Origin of the sequence: Azospirillum lipoferum 4B (assembly GCF_000283655.1) — a bacterium.
Classification (GTDB): Bacteria; Pseudomonadota; Alphaproteobacteria; order Azospirillales; family Azospirillaceae; genus Azospirillum; species Azospirillum lipoferum_C.
Map to the genome: position 1 here is coordinate 23608 of NC_016587.1, position 20367 is coordinate 43974.

18 protein-coding genes are annotated in these 20367 nt (G+C 67.5%); 10 read left to right on the forward strand and 8 right to left on the reverse strand.

The window, feature by feature from the left end; genetic code table 11:
• Nucleotides 1-301: 301 nt before the first annotated feature.
• The 8 genes from AZOLI_RS24370 to pcaG all read left to right on the forward strand — a co-directional run bounded on the left by AZOLI_RS24370 (nucleotide 302) and on the right by pcaG (nucleotide 7247).
• A complete protein-coding gene (locus AZOLI_RS24370) occupies nucleotides 302-1162 on the forward strand; it encodes a CoA transferase subunit A (protein WP_014189290.1) in 861 nt (286 codons plus the stop codon).
• Nucleotides 1162-1971: a CoA-transferase subunit beta gene (locus tag AZOLI_RS24375; RefSeq protein WP_014189291.1), complete on the forward strand. Its 810-nt coding sequence runs from the start codon at nucleotides 1162-1164 to the stop codon at nucleotides 1969-1971. The genes AZOLI_RS24370 and AZOLI_RS24375 overlap by 1 nt, the downstream gene beginning before the upstream one ends.
• A gap of 4 nt (nucleotides 1972-1975) precedes the next feature.
• Complete coding sequence (pcaF, locus tag AZOLI_RS24380) at nucleotides 1976-3175, forward strand: 3-oxoadipyl-CoA thiolase (RefSeq protein WP_044553097.1); 1200 nt, start codon at nucleotides 1976-1978, stop codon at nucleotides 3173-3175.
• A gap of 158 nt (nucleotides 3176-3333) precedes the next feature.
• Nucleotides 3334-4131, forward strand: a complete 798-nt coding sequence (gene pcaD / locus AZOLI_RS24385; RefSeq protein WP_014189293.1) for a 3-oxoadipate enol-lactonase — start codon at nucleotides 3334-3336, stop codon at nucleotides 4129-4131.
• Nucleotides 4131-4544 carry a 4-carboxymuconolactone decarboxylase gene (gene pcaC / locus AZOLI_RS24390; RefSeq protein ID WP_014189294.1) on the forward strand — a complete coding sequence of 138 codons (414 nt, stop codon included), beginning with the start codon at nucleotides 4131-4133 and terminating at the stop codon, nucleotides 4542-4544. The genes pcaD and pcaC overlap by 1 nt, the downstream gene beginning before the upstream one ends.
• A 19-nt stretch (nucleotides 4545-4563) precedes the next feature.
• Nucleotides 4564-5937 (forward strand): 3-carboxy-cis,cis-muconate cycloisomerase, encoded by a 1374-nt coding sequence (locus tag AZOLI_RS24395; protein WP_014189295.1) that lies wholly within the window; start codon nucleotides 4564-4566, stop codon nucleotides 5935-5937.
• A gap of 24 nt (nucleotides 5938-5961) precedes the next feature.
• Entirely contained in the window at nucleotides 5962-6684 is a 723-nt protein-coding gene (pcaH, locus tag AZOLI_RS24400) for a protocatechuate 3,4-dioxygenase subunit beta (RefSeq protein WP_014189296.1), read from the forward strand.
• Between the two features lie 5 nt (nucleotides 6685-6689).
• The gene (pcaG, locus tag AZOLI_RS24405) at nucleotides 6690-7247 is read left to right on the forward strand and encodes a protocatechuate 3,4-dioxygenase subunit alpha (RefSeq protein ID WP_014189297.1); all 558 of its coding nucleotides are present in this window, start codon (nucleotides 6690-6692) and stop codon (nucleotides 7245-7247) included.
• Between the two features lie 170 nt (nucleotides 7248-7417).
• Here the strand turns inward: pcaG and AZOLI_RS24410 are convergent, their stop codons facing one another.
• Together AZOLI_RS24410 and AZOLI_RS24415 are read right to left on the reverse strand one after the other, a co-directional pair.
• Complete coding sequence (locus tag AZOLI_RS24410; RefSeq protein ID WP_014189298.1) at nucleotides 7418-9502, reverse strand: methyl-accepting chemotaxis protein; 2085 nt, start codon at nucleotides 9500-9502, stop codon at nucleotides 7418-7420.
• Between the two features lie 236 nt (nucleotides 9503-9738).
• Complete coding sequence (locus AZOLI_RS24415) at nucleotides 9739-9975, reverse strand: hypothetical protein (RefSeq protein WP_162488414.1); 237 nt, start codon at nucleotides 9973-9975, stop codon at nucleotides 9739-9741.
• A gap of 997 nt (nucleotides 9976-10972) precedes the next feature.
• On the opposite strand from AZOLI_RS24415, the gene AZOLI_RS24425 reads away from it, so the two are divergent.
• Nucleotides 10973-11734 (forward strand): hypothetical protein, encoded by a 762-nt coding sequence (locus AZOLI_RS24425; protein ID WP_162488415.1) that lies wholly within the window; start codon nucleotides 10973-10975, stop codon nucleotides 11732-11734.
• Nucleotides 11735-11806: 72 nt separating this feature from the next.
• Here the strand turns inward: AZOLI_RS24425 and AZOLI_RS24430 are convergent, their stop codons facing one another.
• From AZOLI_RS24430 to AZOLI_RS24445, 4 genes are all read right to left on the reverse strand, one after another.
• Nucleotides 11807-12826, reverse strand: coding sequence for a TRAP transporter substrate-binding protein (locus AZOLI_RS24430; protein ID WP_014189302.1), 1020 nt, complete (start codon nucleotides 12824-12826; stop codon nucleotides 11807-11809).
• Nucleotides 12827-12891: 65 nt separating this feature from the next.
• On the reverse strand, nucleotides 12892-14169 hold the full coding sequence (locus tag AZOLI_RS24435; RefSeq protein ID WP_014189303.1) for a TRAP transporter large permease: 1278 nt from the start codon (nucleotides 14167-14169) through the stop codon (nucleotides 12892-12894).
• A 34-nt stretch (nucleotides 14170-14203) separates the two neighbouring features.
• Nucleotides 14204-14785 carry a TRAP transporter small permease gene (locus AZOLI_RS24440; protein WP_014189304.1) on the reverse strand — a complete coding sequence of 194 codons (582 nt, stop codon included), beginning with the start codon at nucleotides 14783-14785 and terminating at the stop codon, nucleotides 14204-14206.
• Entirely contained in the window at nucleotides 14782-15372 is a 591-nt protein-coding gene (locus AZOLI_RS24445; protein ID WP_014189305.1) for a gluconokinase, read from the reverse strand. Before AZOLI_RS24445 ends, AZOLI_RS24440 begins: the two co-directional genes overlap by 4 nt.
• Before the next feature lie 388 nt (nucleotides 15373-15760).
• Between AZOLI_RS24445 and AZOLI_RS24450 the strand changes: the two genes are divergently transcribed.
• Nucleotides 15761-16825, forward strand: coding sequence for a LacI family DNA-binding transcriptional regulator (locus tag AZOLI_RS24450; RefSeq protein WP_014189306.1), 1065 nt, complete (start codon nucleotides 15761-15763; stop codon nucleotides 16823-16825).
• A gap of 145 nt (nucleotides 16826-16970) precedes the next feature.
• On the opposite strand, the gene AZOLI_RS24455 is transcribed toward AZOLI_RS24450, so the two are convergent.
• Together AZOLI_RS24455 and AZOLI_RS24460 are read right to left on the reverse strand one after the other, a co-directional pair.
• A complete protein-coding gene (locus AZOLI_RS24455) occupies nucleotides 16971-19022 on the reverse strand; it encodes a methyl-accepting chemotaxis protein (RefSeq protein ID WP_014189307.1) in 2052 nt (683 codons plus the stop codon).
• 234 nt (nucleotides 19023-19256) lie between these two features.
• Nucleotides 19257-20057: an SDR family NAD(P)-dependent oxidoreductase gene (locus tag AZOLI_RS24460; protein ID WP_014189308.1), complete on the reverse strand. Its 801-nt coding sequence runs from the start codon at nucleotides 20055-20057 to the stop codon at nucleotides 19257-19259.
• Between the last annotated feature and the right edge of the window lie 310 nt (nucleotides 20058-20367).

The following is a 20367-nucleotide window of genomic DNA, read 5'->3' on the forward strand; positions in this document are numbered from 1 at the left end:
TTTGTCCCGGTCGTTGACTGTTTGGTACACCGTACTGAGGGATGCCCGAACCGTCAAGTGCGATATTTGATGATACGTTCTATAATCGCACAAACTCCAGTGTCACCACAAGCCCCTGAAAAGCTGAGATTTATAGCGCAAATCTGGGAATGATTTTCGCGTATTCCTGATATTGCACCGCAATATGGGCGATTAACGAACTTGCACTAGCTTTTTCGCCCTTGACACGGAGCGAACAGCGTCGCCACTCTGTGCTGAAAGACGAACATTCGTGCGATTTTCGCACACACGGGAGGGTCATATGGCGAAGATCACGCCCCTGCGCGACGCGGTGGCGAGCCTCGTGCAAGACGGCGACACGGTCGCACTGGAAGGTTTCACCCACCTGATCCCCCATGCCGCCGGGCATGAGATCATCCGGCAGGGCCGGCGCGACCTGACTCTGGTCCGCATGACGCCCGACCTGATCTATGACCAGATGATCGGCATGGGCTGCGCGAGAAAGCTGATCTTCTCCTGGGGCGGCAATCCCGGCGTCGGCTCCCTCCACCGCTTCCGCGACGCGGTCGAGCAGGGCTGGCCCCACCGGCTGGAGACCGAGGAGCACAGCCATGCCGGCATGGCCAACGCCTATGTCGCCGGCGCCTCCAACCTGCCCTTCGCCCTGCTGCGCGGCTACACCGGCTCCGACCTGCCGAAGGTCAATCCCAACATCCGCTTCGTCGAATGCCCCTTTACGGGCGAGAAGCTGGCCGCCATCCCCTCCGTCCGCCCCGACGTGACGGTGATCCACGCCCAGAAGGCCGACCGCCGCGGCAATGTCCTGCTCTGGGGCATCCTCGGCGTCCAGAAGGAGGCGGTGCTGGCGGCCAAGCGCTCCATCGTCACCGTGGAGGAGATCGTCGACGATCTGGAAGCGCCGCCGAACGCCTGCGTCCTGCCGGCCTGGGCGCTCTCCGCCGTCTGTCACGTCCCCGGCGGCGCCTATCCGTCCTATGCGCAGGGCTATTCGGAGCGCGACAACCGCTTCTACAAGGCCTGGGACCCCATTGCCCGCTCGCGCGAGACCTTCCAGGCCTGGATGCAGCGCCATGTCCTGGACACCGACGATTTCGCCGGCTTCCGCCGCGTGCTGGCCGAAAGCATGAAGGAGGTTGCGTGATGAGCAGCCCTGAGACCACTGGCGAAACCCTCGATTTCACCGCGACCGAGATCATGACGGTGGCGGCCAGCCGCCTGCTGCAGAACGGCACCGTCTGCTTCGTCGGCATCGGCCTGCCCTCGACCGCCGCCAACCTCGCCCGGCTGACCCATGCGCCGGACGTGGTGCTGATCTATGAATCCGGCCCCATCGGCGCCAAGCCGACCGTGCTGCCGCTGTCGATCGGCGACGGCGACCTTGCGCTGACCGCCGACACCGTGGTCGGCACGCCGGAGATCTTCCGCTACTGGCTGCAGGGCGGGCGGATCGATGTCGGCTTCCTCGGCGCCGCCCAGGTCGACCGCTTCGCCAACATCAACACCACCGTCATCGGTCCCTATGACGCGCCGAAGGTGCGGCTGCCCGGTGCCGGCGGCGCGCCGGAGATCGCCTCCCAGGCCAAGGAGGTGTTCATCGTGCTGAAGCAGAGCCCGAAGGCCTTCGTCGCCAAGCTGCCCTTCGTCACCTCGGCGGGCTATCTCGACGGCGGGGACGCACGGGCCAAGGCCGGCATCCCCGGCGCCGGCCCGACCGCGGTCATCACCGATCTCGGCATCCTCACCCCCGACCCGGTGACCAAGGAACTGACCCTGACCAGCATCCACCCCGGCGTGACGGTGGAGCAGGTGAAGGCGGCCACCGGCTGGGACCTGAAGATCTCGCCCGACCTGAAGACCACCGAAATCCCGGACGCCGGCGCGCTCGCCGCCCTGCGCGACCTCCAGGCCCGCACCGCCGCCGCCCACGGGCAAGTTGGCGGGGAAGGATAAGATCATGCGTGACGCCTATATCTGCGACGCCATCCGCACCCCCATCGGCCGCTATGCGGGATCCCTGTCGTCGGTGCGCGCCGACGATCTCGGCGCCGTGCCGATCCGCGCGCTGATGCAGCGCAACCCGTCGGTCGACTGGGCCGCAGTGGACGACGTCATCTATGGCTGCGCCAATCAGGCCGGCGAGGACAACCGCAACGTCGCCCGCATGGCGGCCCTGCTGGCGGGCCTGCCCGACGCGGTGCCGGGCACGACGATGAACCGGCTCTGCGGCTCCGGCCTCGACGCCGTCGCCACCGCCGCCCGCGCCATCAAGGCGGGCGAGGCCGATCTGATGATCGCCGGCGGGGTGGAGAGCATGAGCCGCGCCCCCTTCGTCATGGGCAAGGCCGACACCCCCTTCTCCCGCTCCGCCGAAATCTTCGACACCACCATCGGCTGGCGCTTCGTCAACCCGGCGATGAAGGCGGCCTACGGTGTCGATTCGATGCCGGAGACGGCGGAGAATGTCGCCGACGACTGGAAGATTTCGCGCGCCGACCAGGATGCCTTCGCGCTGCGCAGCCAGGAGCGCGCCGCCCGCGCCATCGCCGACGGCAGCATGGCCCGCGAGATCGTCCCCGTCACCGTCAAGTCCCGCAAGGGCGAGACGGTGGTGACCACCGACGAGCATCCCCGCGCCACGACCATCGAGGCGCTGTCGGCGCTGAAGCCGATCGTCCGCCCCGGCGGCACCATCACCGCCGGCAACGCCTCGGGCGTCAACGACGGTTCGGCCGCGCTGCTGATCGCGTCCGAAGCGGCGGTGAAGCGTTACGGCCTGACCCCGCGCGCCCGCATCGTCGGCGGCGCCACCGCCGGCGTGCCGCCGCGCGTCATGGGCATCGGCCCGGCGCCCGCGACCCGCAAGCTGCTGGAGCGGCTCGGCCGGACCGTCGCCGACATCGACCTGATCGAGCTGAACGAGGCCTTCGCCGCCCAGGCGCTGGCCGTCCTGCGCGAGCTTGGCCTGCCGGATGACGCCGCCCATGTGAACCCGAACGGCGGCGGCATCGCGCTCGGCCATCCGCTGGGAGCCAGCGGCGCCCGTCTGGCGACCACTGCGGTCTACCAGCTCGAACAGTCCGGCGGCCGGACGGCGCTCTGCACCATGTGCATCGGCGTCGGCCAGGGCATCGCCGTGATGATCGAGCGGGTGTAGCCTCACGCTTCGAATGCCCCCTCCCTACCCCTCCCCCACCTTCGGTGGGAGAGGGAACTCCGCCGCCCTTGCACTTAACCCCCTCTCCCGCGGAGCGGGGGAGGGTTGGGGAGGGGGCAAGAGCACTCCATCAATCCGGAACCGTCAGCGGACCCCCCATGCCCTTCATCGAAGCCGCCGGCATCACCCAGCACTACGACCTGACCGGCCCGGCCGGCGCGCCGGTGCTGCTGTTCGCCAACTCCATCGGCACCAGCCTCCAGATCTGGGACGCCGTGGTGCCGCACCTGTCGGACCGCTACCGCGTGCTGCGCTATGACATGCGCGGCCATGGGCTGACCCAGGTGACGCCGGTCACCGAAGAGGTCGGCTACAGCATGGACACGCTCGCCGACGACGCCGCCGGCCTGCTCGACGCGCTGGGCATCGCGCGCGCCCATGTCTGCGGCCTGTCCATCGGCGGCATGATGGCGCAGCGCCTCGCCGTCAAGGCGCCGGACCGCGTGCATGGGCTGATCCTGTGCGACACCGCCGGCATGATCGGCCCGCCCTCCATCTGGGCAGACCGCATTGCCGCCATCCGCGCCCGCGGCATGGGCGCCATCGCCGACGGGGTGATGGCCCGCTGGTTCACCCAAGCCTTCCGCGACAGCCGGCCCGAACAGATCCGCGGCTACACCGCCATGGTCGCCCGCACCACCGAGGACGGCTATGTCGGCTGCTCGATGGCGATCCGCGACGCCGACCTGCGTGCAGACAATGCCGCCATCGCCGCCCCGACCCTGGCGATCTGCGGCGAGGAAGATGTGGCGACCCCGCCCGACACCGTCCGCGATCTCGCCGCCGGCATCCCCGGCGCCCGGTTCGAGCTGCTGCCCGGCGCCGCCCACATCCCCGGCGTCGAGAAGCCGGCGGAGCTGGCCGCCCTGATCGACGGCTTCCTGAGGGATCTGTGATGGCCGACCGTGAAATAAAGGACAAGGATCTGTACGACCGCGGCATGGCGGTGCGCCGTTCGGTGCTGGGCGACGCCCATGTCGACCGCTCGCTGGAGCGCGCCACCGATTTCGACGCCGATTTCCAGGAGTTCATCACCAAGACCGCCTGGGGCCAGATCTGGACCCGGCCGGGGCTGGACATCCGGACGCGCAGCATGCTGACCATCGCCATGCTGGCGGCGCTGGGCAAGGACGGCGAGCTGAAGCTGCACATCCGCGCCACCCGCAACACCGGCGTCACCCGCGACGAGGTGAAGGAAATCCTGATGCAGGCCGCCGTCTATGCCGGCATCCCCGCCGCCAACCACGCCATCGCGCTGGCCCGCGCCGTCTATGCCGAGATGGACGAAGAGGACGCCCGCAAGGGCTGACATGCAAGGGGTGAAGCCCATGACCGCCGACCGCCATTCCGATCCGCTGCTCGACCCGCTCTTCACCAGCGACGCGGCGGCCGATGCCTTCTCCCCCACGGCACGGCTGCAGGGCATGCTGGATTTCGAGGCGGCGCTGGCGCGGGCGGAAGCGGCGGTGGGCGTCATCCCCGCCCATGCCGTCCCGGCCATCGAAGCGGCCTGCAAGGCTCATCTCTACGAGCTCGACGCGCTGGGGGCGGAGGCGGCGCTGGCCGGCAACACCGCCATCCCGATGGTCAAGCACCTGACCCGTGCCGTGAAGGCCGCCGACGAGGAGTCCTCCCGCTACGTCCATTGGGGCGCCACCAGCCAGGATGCGATGGACAGCGGCCTGATGCTTCAGCTGCGCCGTTTCCTCGACGGGCTGGATGCCGATCTGGCGGCGCTGGCCGACGGCCTGGCCGAGCTCGCCGACCGCCACCGCGCCACGCTGATGGTCGCCCGCACCTGGCTGCAGCACGCCCTTCCCACCACCTTCGGCCTGAAGGCCGCCGGCTGGCTCGACGCGCTGGGCCGCGACCGCCAGCGGATCGCCGCCGCCCGCACCCGCCTCGCCCTGCAATTCGGCGGCGCAGCCGGGACGCTGGCAGCCCTGGGCGAGGCCGGCCCGGCGGTGGCGGAGGCGCTGGCGACGGAGCTGGACCTCCCCCTGCCCGCCCTGCCCTGGCATGCCAGCCGCGACCGCATCACCGAACTGGCCTCCTCCCTCGGCATTCTCGCCGGCACGCTCGGCACGCTGGGCCGCGACATTTCGCTGATGATGCAGATGGAGGTCGCCGAGGCGTTCGAGCCCGCCGGCCCCGGCCGCGGCGGCTCCTCCACCATGCCGCACAAGCGCAACCCGGTGTCCTGCGCCGTCCTGCTTTCCACCGCCATCCGTGCCCCGGCGCTCGTCGGCGGGCTGCTGGCGGCACAGGTGCAGGAACACGAACGCGGCCTCGGCGGCTGGCATGCCGAATGGCAGGCGCTGCCCGACCTCTGCCGCCTCGTCGCCGGGGCCGCCCGCCATGCCCGCGAGACCATCGCCGGCCTGACCGTGGATGCGGAGCGCATGCGCGCCAACCTGGACCTCACCCGCGGCCTGATCCTGGCCGAGGCGGTGACCATGGCGCTGGGCGACCGCATGGGCCGCATGGCCGCCCATTCCCGCGTGGCCGACGCCAGCCGCCGCGCCGCCGAAGCCGCCCGTCCGCTGCGCGACGTGCTGGCCGAGGATGCCGAGGTGGTGCGGGCGCTGGGCATCGACGGCCTCGACCGCCTGTTCGACCCGCTGCGCTACACCGGCGCAGCCTCCCATTTCATCGACCGCGTTCTGGCACTCCACAGGCACCAACGGCGTCAGCAGAACTGACTGCCCCCAAGGAGGACTCCCGAGATGGACACAGCCGTTCACGAAGCGGCGGGCGACTTCCGCCCCCGCGATTGGGCGCAACACCCGCCCTACCTGTCGCCGGACTACAAATCGACGGTGCTGCGCTCGCCGTCCAAGCCGCTGATCCCGATGAAGCAATGCCTGTCGGTCCGCACCGGCCCGGTCTTCGGCCATGACAGCCTGGCGCCGCTGGACAGCGACCTGACGAAGAACGGCCGCGTCAACGGCGAGCCGGTCGGCGAGCGCATCATCGTCACCGGCCGCGTGCTGGACGAGAATGGCCGGCCGGTGCCGCACACGCTGCTGGAGATCTGGCAGGCCAACGCCTGCGGGCGCTACGTCCATCGCTGGGACCAGCATGACGCGCCGCTCGACCCCAATTTCTTCGGGGCCGGCCGCTGCATCACCGACGCGGAGGGCCGCTACCGCTTCACCACGATCAAGCCCGGCGCCTATCCCTGGGGCAACCACCACAATGCCTGGCGCCCGGCGCACATCCATTTCTCGCTGTTCGGGCCGTCCTTCCTGACCCGTCTGGTCACCCAGATGTATTTCCCGGGCGATCCGCTGCTGCCGCTCGATCCCATCTACAACGGGGTGCCGGAGGGGGCGCGCGAGCTGCTGATCTCCCGCTTCTCCATCGACGTGACCGAGCCGCTGTGGGCGCTCGGCTATGAGTTCGACATCGTCCTGCGCGGACGCCAAGCCACGCCGATGGAGGGCTGACCCCCATGAGCCAGATGCTGAAACAGACGCCGTCCCAGACCGTCGGCCCCTATTTCGCCTATGCCTGGACGCCGGAACTCTACGGGCGCCGCCCGCTGGCGACCAACCGGCTGGCGACCCGCGACCTGCCGGGCGAGCATATCCGCATCGAAGGCGTCGTCACCGACGGCGAGGGTGCGCCGATCCGCGACTGCGTGGTGGAGATCTGGCAGGCCGGCGCCGACGGCAGCCATGCTCCCGGTGCGGCGGGCTTCGGCCGCTGCGGCACCACCGATGCCGGCTATTACTTCTTCGACACGGTGAAGCCCGGCGCCTGCGAGCCGGGCCACGCCCCGCACATCGCGGTGACGGTGTTCGCCCGCGGCATGCTGAGCCACGCCTTCACCCGCCTGCACTTCTCGGATGAGGCCGCGGCGAACGAGGCCGACCCGGTGCTGGCGAGCGTCCCGGCCGACCGCCGCGACACCCTGATCGCCCAGCGCGCCGAGGCTCCGGGCGGCGTGGTCTACCGTTTCGATATCCGGCTGCAGGGCGAGGGGGAGACGGTGTTTTTTGATTGCTGAGGGTGAGGAGTCGTCGGCTTCGATTGCCCCCACCCTAACCCTCCCCCACCTTCGGTGGGAGAGGGGACTGCCGCTGCTTCGGCATTGAAGCAGCTTAGACAAGCGTCCTGCCCCCTCTCCCACCGAAGGTGGGGGAGGGATGGGGGAGGGGGCACCACGCAGGCGCCTCCTCACCCCTCCCGGATCGTCGCCACGAAGCGCTGCACTTCGCTGCGCAGCTGGGCCGACTGGTGCGACAGCGTGTCGGCAGCCGCCCGCGCCTGGGAGGCCATGCTGCCGGTCTCGCTGGCGGCGCGGGTGACGCCCTCGATGTTGCTCGACACCTCGCGGGTGCCGGCGGCGGCCTGCTGGACGTTGCGGCTGATCTCGCGCGTCGCCGCCCCCTGCTCCTCCGCCGCGGCGGCGACGGCGGTGACCGTCTCGCTGATGCCCAGGATGGTGCGGCCGATGGCCTGGATGGCGCCGACGGCGCTGCCGCTGACCGACTGGATCTCGGCGATCTGGGCGGCAATCTCCTCCGTCGCCTTGGCGGTCTGGCTGGCGAGGTTCTTCACCTCCTGCGCCACGACGGCGAAGCCCTTGCCGGCCTCGCCCGCGCGGGCCGCCTCGATGGTGGCATTCAGCGCCAGCAGGTTGGTCTGGCCGGCGATGGACTGGATCAGGTTCACCACGTCGCCGATCTTCTGCGCCGCTTCGGCCAGACCGGCAACGGTGCCGTTGGTCTTCTCGACCTCGCCCACCGCATCGTTCGCCATGCGCGACGAGGCGGCGATGCGCTGGTTGATCTCCTCGATGGAATGGGCCAGCTCCTCCGCCGCGGCGGCCACCGTCTGCACGTTGCTGCTGGCGACGTCGGCGGCGCTGGCGACGGCCGCGGCCTGGGCGTTGGTCTGCTCGGCGATGGCCGACAGCCCTTCCGAATCGGTGCGGATCATTTCCGCCTGCTGGGCCACATTGGCGACCACGCCGCCGACGGTGCCCTCGAACCGGTCGGCCATCCGGGCCAGTTCCTGCTTGCGCAGTTCGGCGGCGCGCTGCTCGTCCAGACGGCGCTGCTCCTCCATCTCGGCGACGCGGCCGGCATTCTCCTTGAACAGCTGAAGCGCCTTGTTGATGGCGCCGATCTCGTCGGCACGGTCGCGGTCACCGACCTCCACGTCGCGCCGGCCGGCGGTCAGTGCCCCGATGGTTGCAACGATCCGCCGCAGCGGCTGGCCGACCACCAGACGGCTGGTCAGCCACAGCGCCAGCAGAAGCCCGGTGCTCAGCAGCACCGCGCCCACCGCGATGAAGGTGGTCAATTCCTGCTTCGGCACTTCGATCCTGTTGATCGGCAGGTTGACCAGGATCGACCAGGGCGTGCCGGTGCTGCCGACGACGACCGGGACGAACAGCTGCTTCACCTCGGTCTTCAGGCTGGCCGACACCGAGTAATGTGCGAAGGTCCTGCCTTCGCGGATGGCGGGCAAGGCATCCTTCAGCCGCTGGTTGGTCTCCATGATCGGCTTGCCCAGATGGTCGGGGTTGCTGTAGGCCGCCCACGCCCCGCCGTTGGAGATCAGGAAGACCGATCCGGTCTCGAACGGCTTGGCCACCTTCAGCTCGTTCCAAATCTCGTCGTTGGCGATGTCCACGCCGGCAACGCCGATGAACTTGCCGTCCTCCATGATCGGAACGACAAGCGACACCATCAGCACGTTCTTGCCGGCGACAAGATAGGTATAGGGTTCGACGATGACTTCGCGCTTCTGACGTTTGGGTTCATTGTAATAGAAGCCATCCGCACCGGATCCCTCGTAATTGGACAGCGGCTGGTAATTGATCTTGTCTCCGACCCGGTTCCAATAAGGGATGAAACGCCCGGTGGCATCTCCGGTGGGGGCGTTGACGAAATCCTTGTCTCTTCCGTCGAGTGCGTTGGGCTCCATGCCCACCCAGACACCCAGCAGTTTGGGATTGGCGACCAGCAGGCTTCTGAGCCACTGGCTCAACTTGTCGCGGTCGACGACACCCTGCTGCTTCATGGAGAGTACGGTGGTGCCCATGAAGCGGCTGATGTTCATGGCCTCGTTCAACCGCCGTTCGACGACGGCGGCGTGGTACTTGCCCAGCTCCTCTCCGACCTTGAAGGACAGCTCGTCGGTATCCGCCCCGCTCTTGACGGAGATCACGAGCGACCCTGCCCCCAGCCCGATCATCAGGACCAGGCCGATCGCCAGCACCAGCTTGGTCACCAAAGGCAGCTTTTTGAACATCGATTCCCCCGCAACACGTCGAATATCAGGCTTGCATCCCTAGACTGTCCCGCAGTTGGGTTAAATTCGCGTAAATTGCCCATTGGCATGATCCCCAGTTTTAAAAATACTAAGAAGCATTCTCAGTAAAAGCATGCCAAAACCGAATTCTATCTTTGGATCATACTTTAGGACCAGCACCACAGAATGCCCGATATCGGCAACCTCTATTCTCTCAAAACCCTATCTCTTCATCCCTAGGGGCGAGGATTGATCAGCACCGACCGGCGGGGGGCGCCGGTGCTGCCGACGAAGACCGGCTGGAACAGTGGCTTGACCTCGCTCCGCAGGCTGGCCGACATCGCCGCTTCCTGGTGCCGCTTGGTCTGAAGGAGCGGCCAGGGGATGAGGCGGCCGCTGCCGGCGCTGTTGACCAGGGCGTCATCATCGCCGTCCAGTGCCGCACGCTCCAGCAGGTGCGCCTTGTCTTCCACGGAGAGCGGATGGCTTCCCCGCTTCCGCGAGCCGGGCGCTCCGGCCAGATGGAAGAAACCCATCCCTGCGGACCGTTTTCGCGGCAACGGCACTCCATTGCATCTTTATACGGGAATTTTATCGAAACAGCGCCTCTATGGATTTGATTCCATCCCGCGTCTGAGTCATAGTCATCCACAGACGAGAACAAATAAAACTTAGAAGCCTAACGATCGAAACCCGTCATCGAACCCTTCCACAACAAAGGTTTCAATATGAAGGGTTGGAGGCAGGCGGATAAGCCTGTCTTCAGGCGAATCGGGATGGAAGACAAGCAGCCGGATCTTTTTCAAGATCCGGCAATGAACTTCAAAGGAAACGGCGACTCCATGACGCCGACCGCCGGAATTCACCTGATTGGACTGCCATTTTGACAAGAGGAATCATGAGGATCATGAACGTGAAGCTACTCGGAATTCTCTGCGCCGGCGCCTTGGTCGGCTTCACCAGCGCCGCCTCGGCCCAGAGCGCCGTGACGGTTACGGTGAACAACACGACGCCCGTATTAACCAACTTCTCGTCCCCTTCGGGATGTCAAGGATCTTCGGGATTGGGAGCGCTGTCTGCAGGAGGCAGTGCAATCTCAAGCATTCAAAGCCCTTACTCGACATCCAACGGATGCTCTATTCGCTACACGCGGGCTGATAACTCTCGCTACTGCAATTGGGTACTCTCGCGCACTCGCAGTTCCTTGAGCGGCCCCTGGAATTATCCGACCGTCAACACGACAAAAAGCTCGTCCGGAGTCACCTGCACCGCGACCATTACCTCAGTCAGTGCCAGCGGCGACTGGAGCGTCTCACTCAAAATTGCACCTTAACCGACCTGCGCCAGCGATCCGGAGAGGGGCGATTCAGAAAACGCGCTTCGCTCCCCAAAGCCGAGCGCATCGGCATCGCATCCAAATGCAATGGAACCGCCACGAAGCCGGACATCGCCGGGACAGGAGCTCCCATTATGATGAACATCGCCGCTACTCCTTCCGCGTCCTCCCTCCTGCCGTTGGCCCAGGGCAAGGCGAAGGCGCTCCAAACCGCAGCGCAAACACAATCCACGACCAAAGCCGAAGGAACGGCGTCCGCCAGCGCCGCACGGACAACGGATGATGGCAAGAAGGACTTCGCGACCGTCGCCAAGGATGCTCGCGCTGCTCTGGACGCCGGATATCAGAAACTGGGCAAGACCGGCGATATCTACACCTCTTTCAACGATTGGCAGAGTGTTCTCGGCGGTCTCGACCGCCGTTCCCTCCATGCCATCGCCAGTAACGAGGGCGGACAATTCAATGAAAGCGAACGGGTTGGCGCTCAGAACGTCATGGACAAGCAGTTGAATGACGCCATGGGTCTTGACCAGGCGACAGCGGCGGCAGGCAAGCTCACATCGGACATGTTCCTGAAGGGCGTCCGGTTCATGGACAGTGTGAGCGACGAAGAAAAGACCAGCATGGTCTGGGCGGAAAAGCGCGCGGCGCTGCAATTTTCCTATGAAGGCCGTTCCCGTCAGGAGGGCAAGGAGCCGGAGGCTGTGGACAGCGAAAGCCCATTGGCGAAGCTGATCAAGGGCGGTCTGGAAAATCTGCGGCGGACGGGCGATCCCTCCCGCCAGCTCAAGGACACGCCGGAATACCGGCAGGCGGTCCAGCTCTCCGAACAGCTCAAGGCCGGATTGGCGGCCAAGTCGGCATCCGGCGGACGGGCCGTCGACCTCACGGCGTGAACGCCGCGCCCTGAAGGCGGAGGGCGGGACCGGCCGCCGCCGATCCACGCCCCACTCCCACCGGTCTGCCGCTTACTTGCGGGCGGCAGCGATGGCGGCCTGAATCTCCTTCAGGATCTCCGCACCGCCATCGGCGGCGTACTTGTCGAAGGCGGGCTTAACCATCTCGCGCATGCGGTCCAGCTCGGCCGGGCTCAGCTCGTTGATCTGCATGCCCTTTTCCTTCAGATAGGCCACGCTCTGGGCCGAGGCCTCGCGGCTGTCCTTGCGCTCGAACTCGCGCGAGGCGGCGGCGGCCTCGTGGACGATCTTCTTCTCGTCGGCCGACAGGCCGTCGTACCAGCGCTTGCTGGCCAGCACGATCCACGGGCTGTAGACGTGGCGGGAAATGGTCAGGTACTTCTGCACCTCATAGAACTTGGACGACTGGATGGTCGTGACCGGGTTTTCCTGGCCGTCGACCGTGCCGGTCTCCAGCGCGGTGAACAGCTCGGAGAAGGCCAGCGGCACCGCGTTGGCGCCGAAGCGGTTGAACATGTCGATGTAGACCGGGTTCTGCATCACGCGCAGCTTGATGCCGCCCATGTCTTCAAGCTTGGTGATCGGCCGCTTGCTGTTGGTCAGGTTGCGGAAGCCGTTCTCCCAATAGACCAGCCCGACCAGCCCCTTGTCGTTCAGCGCCTTCAGCAGCTTCTCGCCGAACGGGCCGTCCAGGACGGCGTCGGCCTCCTTCTCGTTGTTGAACAGGAAGGGCAGGTCGTAGACGCCGAAATCCTTGACGATGCCGACGAGCGTGGCGGTGGAGCCCACCATCATCTCCTGCGCGCCGCCGATCAGGGCGTTCTGCATCTGGATGTCGTTGCCCAGGCTGGCGTCGCCGAAGCCCTTCATCTTGAACTTGCCGCCGCTGCGCTTGGACAGCTCCTCGGCGAAATACTTGACGGCGCGGCCCTGGTTGCTGCTTTCCGACAGGCCATAGCCGAAGCGGATGATGCGGGTCTTCACCTCCTGGGCGGAGGCGCTGGTGGCGGCGACGACCGGGGCGAGCAGGGCGGCGGCGATGCCGGTGGCGAGAAGCAGTTTGCGGAACATGGTGTCGGTCTTCCTTCCTTGGGCGTTTCGTTGTGGTTGGCGTTCGGGCGTTTGGTGTTCGGGCGTCAGTGGAAGAAATGCAGCGGCGCGGTGACGATCTCCGGCACGGCGATCAGCAGGCCGAGCAGCACGATGTAGGTCAGCAGGAAGGGCCAGATTCCCTTGGTGGCGCTTTCCAGCGAGATGCGGGCGACGCCGCACACCACGTTCAGCACCGTGCAGACCGGCGGATGGATCAGGCCCAGCGTGCCGACCAGGACGAACATCACGCCGAAATAGGCGGGGTCGATGCCGGCCTTGATCGCCAGCGGCGTCAGCACCGGGCCAAGCACCAGGATGGTCGGCGTCAGGTCCATCACCGTGCCGACGGCCAGCAGCAGGCAGGCGATGGCCAGCATCAGCAGCTTCGGATTGTCCATCAGCGGCGCCAGCAGCTCCGTCATCTGCTGCGGCAGGTCGGCCAGCGTCACCATGTAGGACGACACCAGCGCCGCGGCGCACAGGAACATCACGGTGCTGGTGGTGCGCGCCGCCTGGACCAGCAGCGGCACCAGCTGCGCCAGCGTGACCTGCCGGTAGACGAACAGCGCGACGAACAGCGAATAGACGGCGGCGACCACCGCGGCCTCGGTCGGCGTGAAGATGCCGCCGCGCAGGCCGCCGATGATGATGACCGGCAGGGCCAGTGCCCAGATGCCGTCGCCCAGCGCCTTCAGCCGCTCCCGCCCGCTCGCCTTCGGCTGCAGCTTCACCGTCATGTCGCGGACGACGAACATCCAGGCGCAGACCAGACCGATGCCCATCAGCAGGCCGGGCACGATGCCGGCCATGAACAGCGAGCTGATCGAGGTGTTGGTGGTCACGCCGAAGATGATGAAGGGCATGCTGGGCGGGATGATCGGGGCGATGATGCCCCCCGATGCGATCAGCCCGGCCGAGCGCGGCACCGGATAGCCATGGTCGCGCATCATCGGGATCAGCAGCGTGGCGAGCGCGGCGGTGTCGGCGATGGCCGATCCCGACAGGCTGGCCAGCATCACCGAGGCGCCGATGGTGACGTATCCCAGCCCGCCCTTGATGTGGCCGACGAGGCTGACCGCGAGGTTGATGATGCGCTGGGAAATGCCGCCGGCATTCATCAGCTCGCCGGCCAGGATGAAGAAGGGCACCGCCATCAGCGGGTAGTTGTCGGCGCCGCTCAGCATGTTCTGGGCGACCAGCTGGGCGTCGAAGAAATCCAGGTGAACCATCAGCGCGACGCCGGTCAGCATCAGCGCGAAGGCGATGGGCATGCCGAGCAGCATCAGGCCGAACAGCGAGCCCAGGAAAATGGTCAGGGTCATGGCGGAAACTCCGTCCGCAGGAGGTCGTCTGGGCTCAGTGCTTGGCGACGGCGGCGCTGCCGTGCGGGGCGGGTGCCGGCGGCGCAACCGCGGGGCCGTGCGACTCCGGATGGTCCATCGTCGTGTCGGGATCGCCGGGGATGCGGGCGCCGGGCTGGTTGGTGACGATCCGCAGCAGGTTCGCCAGCACGATCAGCGCCATGGCGATGGCCGGGAAGAAGCCCGCCGCGGCGTAGAAGGCCATGGGGAAGCGCAGGACGGTGGAGAAGGTGTCCATGCCGATCAGCAGCTGGATCCAGCTGCCCTGAACGAACAGCCACAGGGCATAGAGCATCATCAGGTGGGCGATCACCGCGCAGACGCGGCGGACCCTGGCCGGCAGGCGGCTCTGCACGATCTCCAGGCCCAGATGCCGCTGGTGCCGCAGCGCGACGGTGGCGCCCAGGAACACCAGCCAGACGAACATCAGCCGCGCGATCTCCTCCGCCGCGACGATGCCGCTGTTGAAGATGTAGCGCAGGACGACGTTGCCGAAGACGAGACCGACCATGATCGCCAGCATCAGCGCCATGATCCATTCGGTGATCCGCTCCAGCAGATCCGCCACGCGTTTCATGCGGTCCTCCCAATTTTCTCTCCGCCGGTCAGGCGGGCGCAGGCGTCGGCGACGATGGCGTCCGCCGGCAGCGTCACCTCATAGGACAGCACCGCCTCGTCGTCGGCGGGCATCTCAAGGTCGGCGAACTGGCTGTCGACCAGGGCGGTGGGCATGAAATGGGCGGTCCGCGCCCCCATGCGAGAGGCGATCAGCGCCTTGTCGCCGTGCAGATGCAGGAAGACGACCCGCTCGCAATCGCCGCGCAGCCGGTCGCGGTAACGCCGCTTCAGCGCCGAACAGGCGACCACCAGCCCGCGCCCTTCGCGATGCGCATCGGCGATGAAGCCGGCCAGCGTGGCCAGCCAGCCGTCGCGGTCGTCGTCGGTCAGCGGGATGCCCGACGACATCTTCGCGATGTTGGCGGGCGGATGGTGCGCATCGCCTTCGATGAAGGCATGGCCCAGCGCCGCGGCAAGGCTCTGGCCGACGCTGGACTTGCCGCAGCCGGCGACGCCCATCACCACGACGACCGGCGGTGCCGAGGACAGGCTGTCCGGCGGGCGGGCGCTGGCGGCGGGAGACGGCGCGATGGAGGGACCGTTCATGAGGCTCGTGTTCCCGATTCCCGGTGCAGGGCGGCATCCGCGCCCTCGCAGGTCACGGCGGCCAAGCCCTACAAAAATGTGTTAGCGCTATCATTGCCGGACCAAAGGCACATCCGCGACCCTATGGCCCGAATGCACGGATGACGCCGACACGAGATGACGATACTGTTAGCGCTAACCTTGACGGGCGTAAAGAGTTTTGTTTGAGTTGCGTACGAACGGATTGGCGAGACGATCGAATGGCCGCGGGGTTCAGGCGATGGCCTTGCGGAACAGGCGGCTCTTGCCCGCCATGCTACACAACGCTAATCAGCGATCCTGCGTGGCGCTTCGTCGCGCCTGCGCCAACAGGCCGGAAATCCGGCCGGTATCGGAAGGACGGAGCCCTGTGACGACACGTGGCGGTGATCGGCCTGCATCCCCGACGGTCAAGACGCGCAAGCCGCGCTCCTCGCGCACCGGGCGGGCGACGATGGCGGACGTGGCGGAGCGGGTCGGCGTCAGCGCCATCACCGTGTCGCGCGCCTTCAAGCGGCCGGAGCTGGTCGGGCCGGAGCTTCGCCAGCGCATCCTCGACACCGCCCAGTCGATGGGCTACGTGCCGAACCAGGCGGCCAGCGCGCTGGCGTCGGCGCGGTCGATGACGGTGGCCGTGCTGATCCCGTCGATGACCAACATGGTCTTCGTCGAGACGCTGGCCGGCATCCACGACATGCTGCTGCCGCGCGGCTATCGCGCCCTGATCGGCGTCACCCACTATTCCCCGGAGGAGGAGGAGCGGCTGATCCGCACCTACCTTCAGTTCCAGCCCGACGGCATCCTGCTGACCGGCACCGACCACACCGACGTCACCCGCACCTACCTGTCGGCATTGAGCAGCCCGACCGTCCACATGATGGAGCTGCTGGACGATCCCGAAAGCCTCAGCGTCGGCTGTTCGCAGGAGGAAGGCGGGCGGCTGATGACCACCCATTTGCTGGAGCGCGGCTACCGCCGCATCGGCTTCGTCGCCGTGCAGCTCGACCCCCGCACGCTCTCCCGCCTGGACGGCTACCGCCACGCGCTGGAGGAGGCCGGGCTGTATGACGAGACGCGGGTGTGGCGCCTGCCCGACCCGTCCTCCATCCATCTGGGTGCGGCGATGATCGACCGGCTGATGGCCGAGAACACCGACTGCGACGCCATATTCTTCTGCAACGACGATCTGGCGCAGGGTGCGCTGTTCCAATGCCAGCGCCGCGGCATCCGGGTGCCGGACCAGCTCGCCATCGCCGGCTTCAACGACCTGCCGGCGTCGGCCTGGACCACCCCCACCCTGACCACCGTCGCCACGCCGCGCTACGCCATCGGCCGCCACGCCGCGGCCATGCTGCTCGACCTGATGGAGGGCAAGGAACCGCCGCGGCGGCGCGTCGACCTGGGCCTGACCTTCATCGCGCGGGAGAGCACCTGAGCAGGAACCGCGCGCGGGTTCACAGGACAATCGTATTTGGATTTCAGCCGCATACAAAGCCCCTCTCCCCTTGCGGGAGAGGGGCATTCGACACGGAACGTCGCCGCTCCGGTTCGATATGCGATTACCCCACCTTGGCGGCGCCTTACGCCGCCCGCACCGTCGCGATGAAGGTCCCGACCTCCCGGCGCAGCCGCTCCGCCTCGACGGCCAGTTCGTGCGAGGTGCCGTGGACGCGGCCGGCGGCGTCGCCGGTCTCGTGAACGGCGGAGCTGACGCCGGCGATGTTGCTCGACACCTCTTCGGTGCCCTGGGCGGCCTGGGTGACGCTGCTGGCGATCTCCCGCGTGGCGGCGGCCTGTTCCTCGATGGCGGCGGCGATGGCGGTGGTGATCTCGCTCATCTGGCCGATGGTCCGGCCGATGCCGCCGATGGCCTTCTGGGCGCCGCCGGTCGTCTGCTGGATTTCCTGCACCTTGGCCTGGATCTCGTCCGTCGCCTTGGCGGTCTGGGTGGCCAGCGCCTTCACCTCGCTCGCCACGACGGCGAAGCCCTTGCCGGCCTCGCCCGCCCGCGCCGCCTCGATGGTGGCGTTCAGCGCCAGCAGGTTGGTTTGCGCTGCGATGCCGCTGATCAGCTCCACCACCGCGCCGATCTGCTCGGCGGCGGTCACCAGGTCGCGCATGGTGCGGTCGGCCCCGTCGGCATCGGCCACCGCCTGGGTGGCGATGCGGGTGGAGTTCTCCACCTGCTGGCCGATCTCGGCGATGGAGGCCGACAGCTCCTCCGTCGCGGTGGCGACGGTCTGCACGTTGGCCGAGGCCTGTTCCGACGCGCTGGCGACCAGCAGCGAACGCTCGCTCGCCTCATGCGCGGTGGCGGTCAGCGCGGTGGCGGCGTCGCGCATGCCGGTGGCGGCGTTGGCGACGGTGTCGACGATGCCCTTCACCGTGCTTTCGAAGGTGTCGGCCATCTGCATCATGGTCTCGCGGCGATGCTCGGCGGCCTTGCGTTCGCTCTCCTCATGCGCCTTGCGCAGGCGCTCCACCTCCAGCGCATTGGTCTTGAAGACCTGGAGCGAGCGGGCGAGAGCGCCGATCTCGTCCCGGCGCTCGCCATCGGTGACGGCAACGCTCAGGTCGCCCTGGGCCAGACGCCCCATCGCCCCGGTGATGGCACCGAGCGGCCGGGTGATGGCGCGCGAGATCGCCCAGGCCAGCAGCAGGCCGGCCAGCAGGGCGACCACGGTCACCGCCGTGCCGCGCGATTCGGCCGCTTTGACCTCGGCGGCGGCGCTGCGTTCCAGCTGCGCCAGGAATTCGGCGGACTGGCTGCGGATCATGCCGATCTTGTCGCCGATTTCCTTGCCAGCCTTGCCCAGCGTCTGGCTGTTCAGCGACTTCAGATCGGCGCTCAACACCGCGATGCGCTCGATCCCCGTGCGGTAGGCGGGCAGCTTGGCGACGGCCGCGGCCAGCTTGGTCTTGACCGGACCGTCCGCCATCCCGTCGCGCAGCGCCTCTGCCTTCGCGGTCACGTCGGTCAGATCCTTGCGGATGCGCTCCAGATCCTCCGCCTTGGTTTCCGCCACGAAGCGGGCGACCAGCACGCGGACCAGCAGGTACTGTTCGCTGACCTCGGCCGCGCGCACGGTGCGGTCCAGGTTGCCGCCGTCCTTCTCGGCCTTGACGGTATCGCTCAGGGTGCGGCGGATGTCGGCGCCCAGCGTGTTCACCACCGAGGCGACGATCTGGTCGCGCTCCGTCCGCGCGGCGACGAGACGGTCGAAACCGCCGGTCAGCGTCTGGCGCAGCGCGGCGATCTCCTGCGCCGCCTGAAGGTCGGAGGCACGGGTCATCCGCGCGGTGGCGGCGTCCAGTTTCTGGCGGAACTTCTCGACGTCGCTGCGGAAGCGGTCGGCCACCGCGGGGGAGCCGCTGGACACGAATTCCTCCGCCGAGCCCAGGGCGTCGGCCATGTTGGTGTCCGCCTCCGCCACCGTCATGGCGACGTGCGACTGCCCCGCATATTGGCGGAGCGCGTCGTCGCTGGACTGCAAGCCCGTCCAGGATACCGCCCCGAGCCCGACCAGAAGCGCCAGTGTGACGCCGAAGCCTGTGTAGATCTTGGTCGCCGTCCGCAGGTTGGCGAAGGGGCCGGCTTTGGCGGAATGGCTCTGGCTGGTGGCGTTCATCATGGTGACCCCGGCTTCCACTGGCGACGGAGCGGTCTTTGATCAGGCCGCTGATTGGTCAGTCACGTTACAAGAACAATGCCAAAGGACCATTAATGGCCGGTTTGCTTTTCTACCCTGCGAAAACGCCGCCGGTTGCCTGCAAACACGCCGGCGGCATTTCGCATTTCGCCAACACATGTGACGCTGCTTTGCATTTTGCCAGTTCCGCCGCTCCGAAACTGCGAAACCCGGCCGTCAGTTATAGAACTGTCCTCCATTCACCTCGATCACCTGCCCGGTGATGTAGCCGGCCAGCCGTCCGGAGGCGAGGAACAGATAGGCGCCGACGCAATCCTGCGCCGTGCCCAGCCGCTTCAGCGGGATGCGCGCCGCGGTTTGCGCCAGCTTGTCCGGGGTCGAGTAGCGTTGGTGGAAATCGGTGTCGACGGTGCCGGGAGACACGGCGTTGACGCGGATGCCGTGCGGCGCCAGCTCCGTCGCCAGCGAGCGGGCGAGGCTGGCCTGGAAGGCCTTGGCGGCACTGTAGAGCGACGACCCCGCGCTGCCCCCGGTCCTGCCGGAGATGGAGCCGGTGTTGACGATTGCCCCCGTCGACGCGACCAGCGCCGGCAGCGCCGTCCGGCTGGCGATGAGGGCGGAGGCGGCGTTCAGGTCGAACTGCCGCTGCAGGAAGTCGTCGTCGATGTCGCCCAGCGCCACCCGGCCCAGCATGGTGCCGGCATTGTTGATCAGCACGTCCAGCCCGCCCAGCCGGTCGACCGCGCTTTCCACCACCCGGCGGACCTCCGCCTTGTCGGCGAAGTCGCCGGCCAGCGGGACCACTTCCGCCCCCATGCCCGCCCCCATCCCCGCCGCCACGGCCTCCAGCGCCGCCGCGTCGCGGCCGTGGATGGCGACATGGGCGCCGAGCCGGGCGAAGGCCGCCGCCACCGCGGCGCCGATGCCGCGGCTGCTGCCGGTCACCAGAACCCGCTTGCCGCGGAACTCCTGCGCCAGCAGGTCGGCGGGCCAATCGGCAAATTCGGTCGCGGTCATGAACGCGTGCTCCCCTGATGGCAGGCCGCCCCGGCCGATGTTCGGAATCGAAAGGCAGCCTGATTGTTCGTGTTCCAATCCGATCATAGGGGGCGCCGCTTCCCCCCGTCAATCCAGGGTCCGGCGGCAGGTCCGGCGACAATGGGCCGATTGTCGTTTCCAGGCGAATAGTGTTGTCGGAACTGCCGGATTTATCCGGCTGCGGCAGACGGTTAACTCTGTGTTCACGGCCGACGCTCCCCGGCGCCGACCGGACGTCAACCTCCAGCCCCGCCCCGCGCCCGGTGACGAATCCCCCGTCGCCGGGCGC

Bases quoted from the DNA above. Each gene is read 5' to 3' on its own strand.
- AZOLI_RS24370 (WP_014189290.1), top strand. From the start codon at position 302: ATGGCGAAGATCACGCCCCTGCGCGACGCGGTGGCGAGCCTCGTGCAA.
- AZOLI_RS24375 (WP_014189291.1), top strand. From the start codon at position 1,162: ATGAGCAGCCCTGAGACCACTGGCGAAACCCTCGATTTCACCGCGACC.
- pcaF (WP_044553097.1), top strand. From the start codon at position 1,976: ATGCGTGACGCCTATATCTGCGACGCCATCCGCACCCCCATCGGCCGC.
- pcaD (WP_014189293.1), top strand. From the start codon at position 3,334: ATGCCCTTCATCGAAGCCGCCGGCATCACCCAGCACTACGACCTGACC.
- pcaC (WP_014189294.1), top strand. From the start codon at position 4,131: ATGGCCGACCGTGAAATAAAGGACAAGGATCTGTACGACCGCGGCATG.
- AZOLI_RS24395 (WP_014189295.1), top strand. From the start codon at position 4,564: ATGACCGCCGACCGCCATTCCGATCCGCTGCTCGACCCGCTCTTCACC.
- pcaH (WP_014189296.1), top strand. From the start codon at position 5,962: ATGGACACAGCCGTTCACGAAGCGGCGGGCGACTTCCGCCCCCGCGAT.
- pcaG (WP_014189297.1), top strand. From the start codon at position 6,690: ATGAGCCAGATGCTGAAACAGACGCCGTCCCAGACCGTCGGCCCCTAT.
- AZOLI_RS24410 (WP_014189298.1), bottom strand. From the start codon at position 9,502: ATGTTCAAAAAGCTGCCTTTGGTGACCAAGCTGGTGCTGGCGATCGGC.
- AZOLI_RS24425 (WP_162488415.1), top strand. From the start codon at position 10,973: ATGATGAACATCGCCGCTACTCCTTCCGCGTCCTCCCTCCTGCCGTTG.
- AZOLI_RS24430 (WP_014189302.1), bottom strand. From the start codon at position 12,826: ATGTTCCGCAAACTGCTTCTCGCCACCGGCATCGCCGCCGCCCTGCTC.
- AZOLI_RS24435 (WP_014189303.1), bottom strand. From the start codon at position 14,169: ATGACCCTGACCATTTTCCTGGGCTCGCTGTTCGGCCTGATGCTGCTC.
- AZOLI_RS24440 (WP_014189304.1), bottom strand. From the start codon at position 14,785: ATGAAACGCGTGGCGGATCTGCTGGAGCGGATCACCGAATGGATCATG.
- AZOLI_RS24445 (WP_014189305.1), bottom strand. From the start codon at position 15,372: ATGAACGGTCCCTCCATCGCGCCGTCTCCCGCCGCCAGCGCCCGCCCG.
- AZOLI_RS24455 (WP_014189307.1), bottom strand. From the start codon at position 19,022: ATGATGAACGCCACCAGCCAGAGCCATTCCGCCAAAGCCGGCCCCTTC.
- AZOLI_RS24460 (WP_014189308.1), bottom strand. From the start codon at position 20,057: ATGACCGCGACCGAATTTGCCGATTGGCCCGCCGACCTGCTGGCGCAG.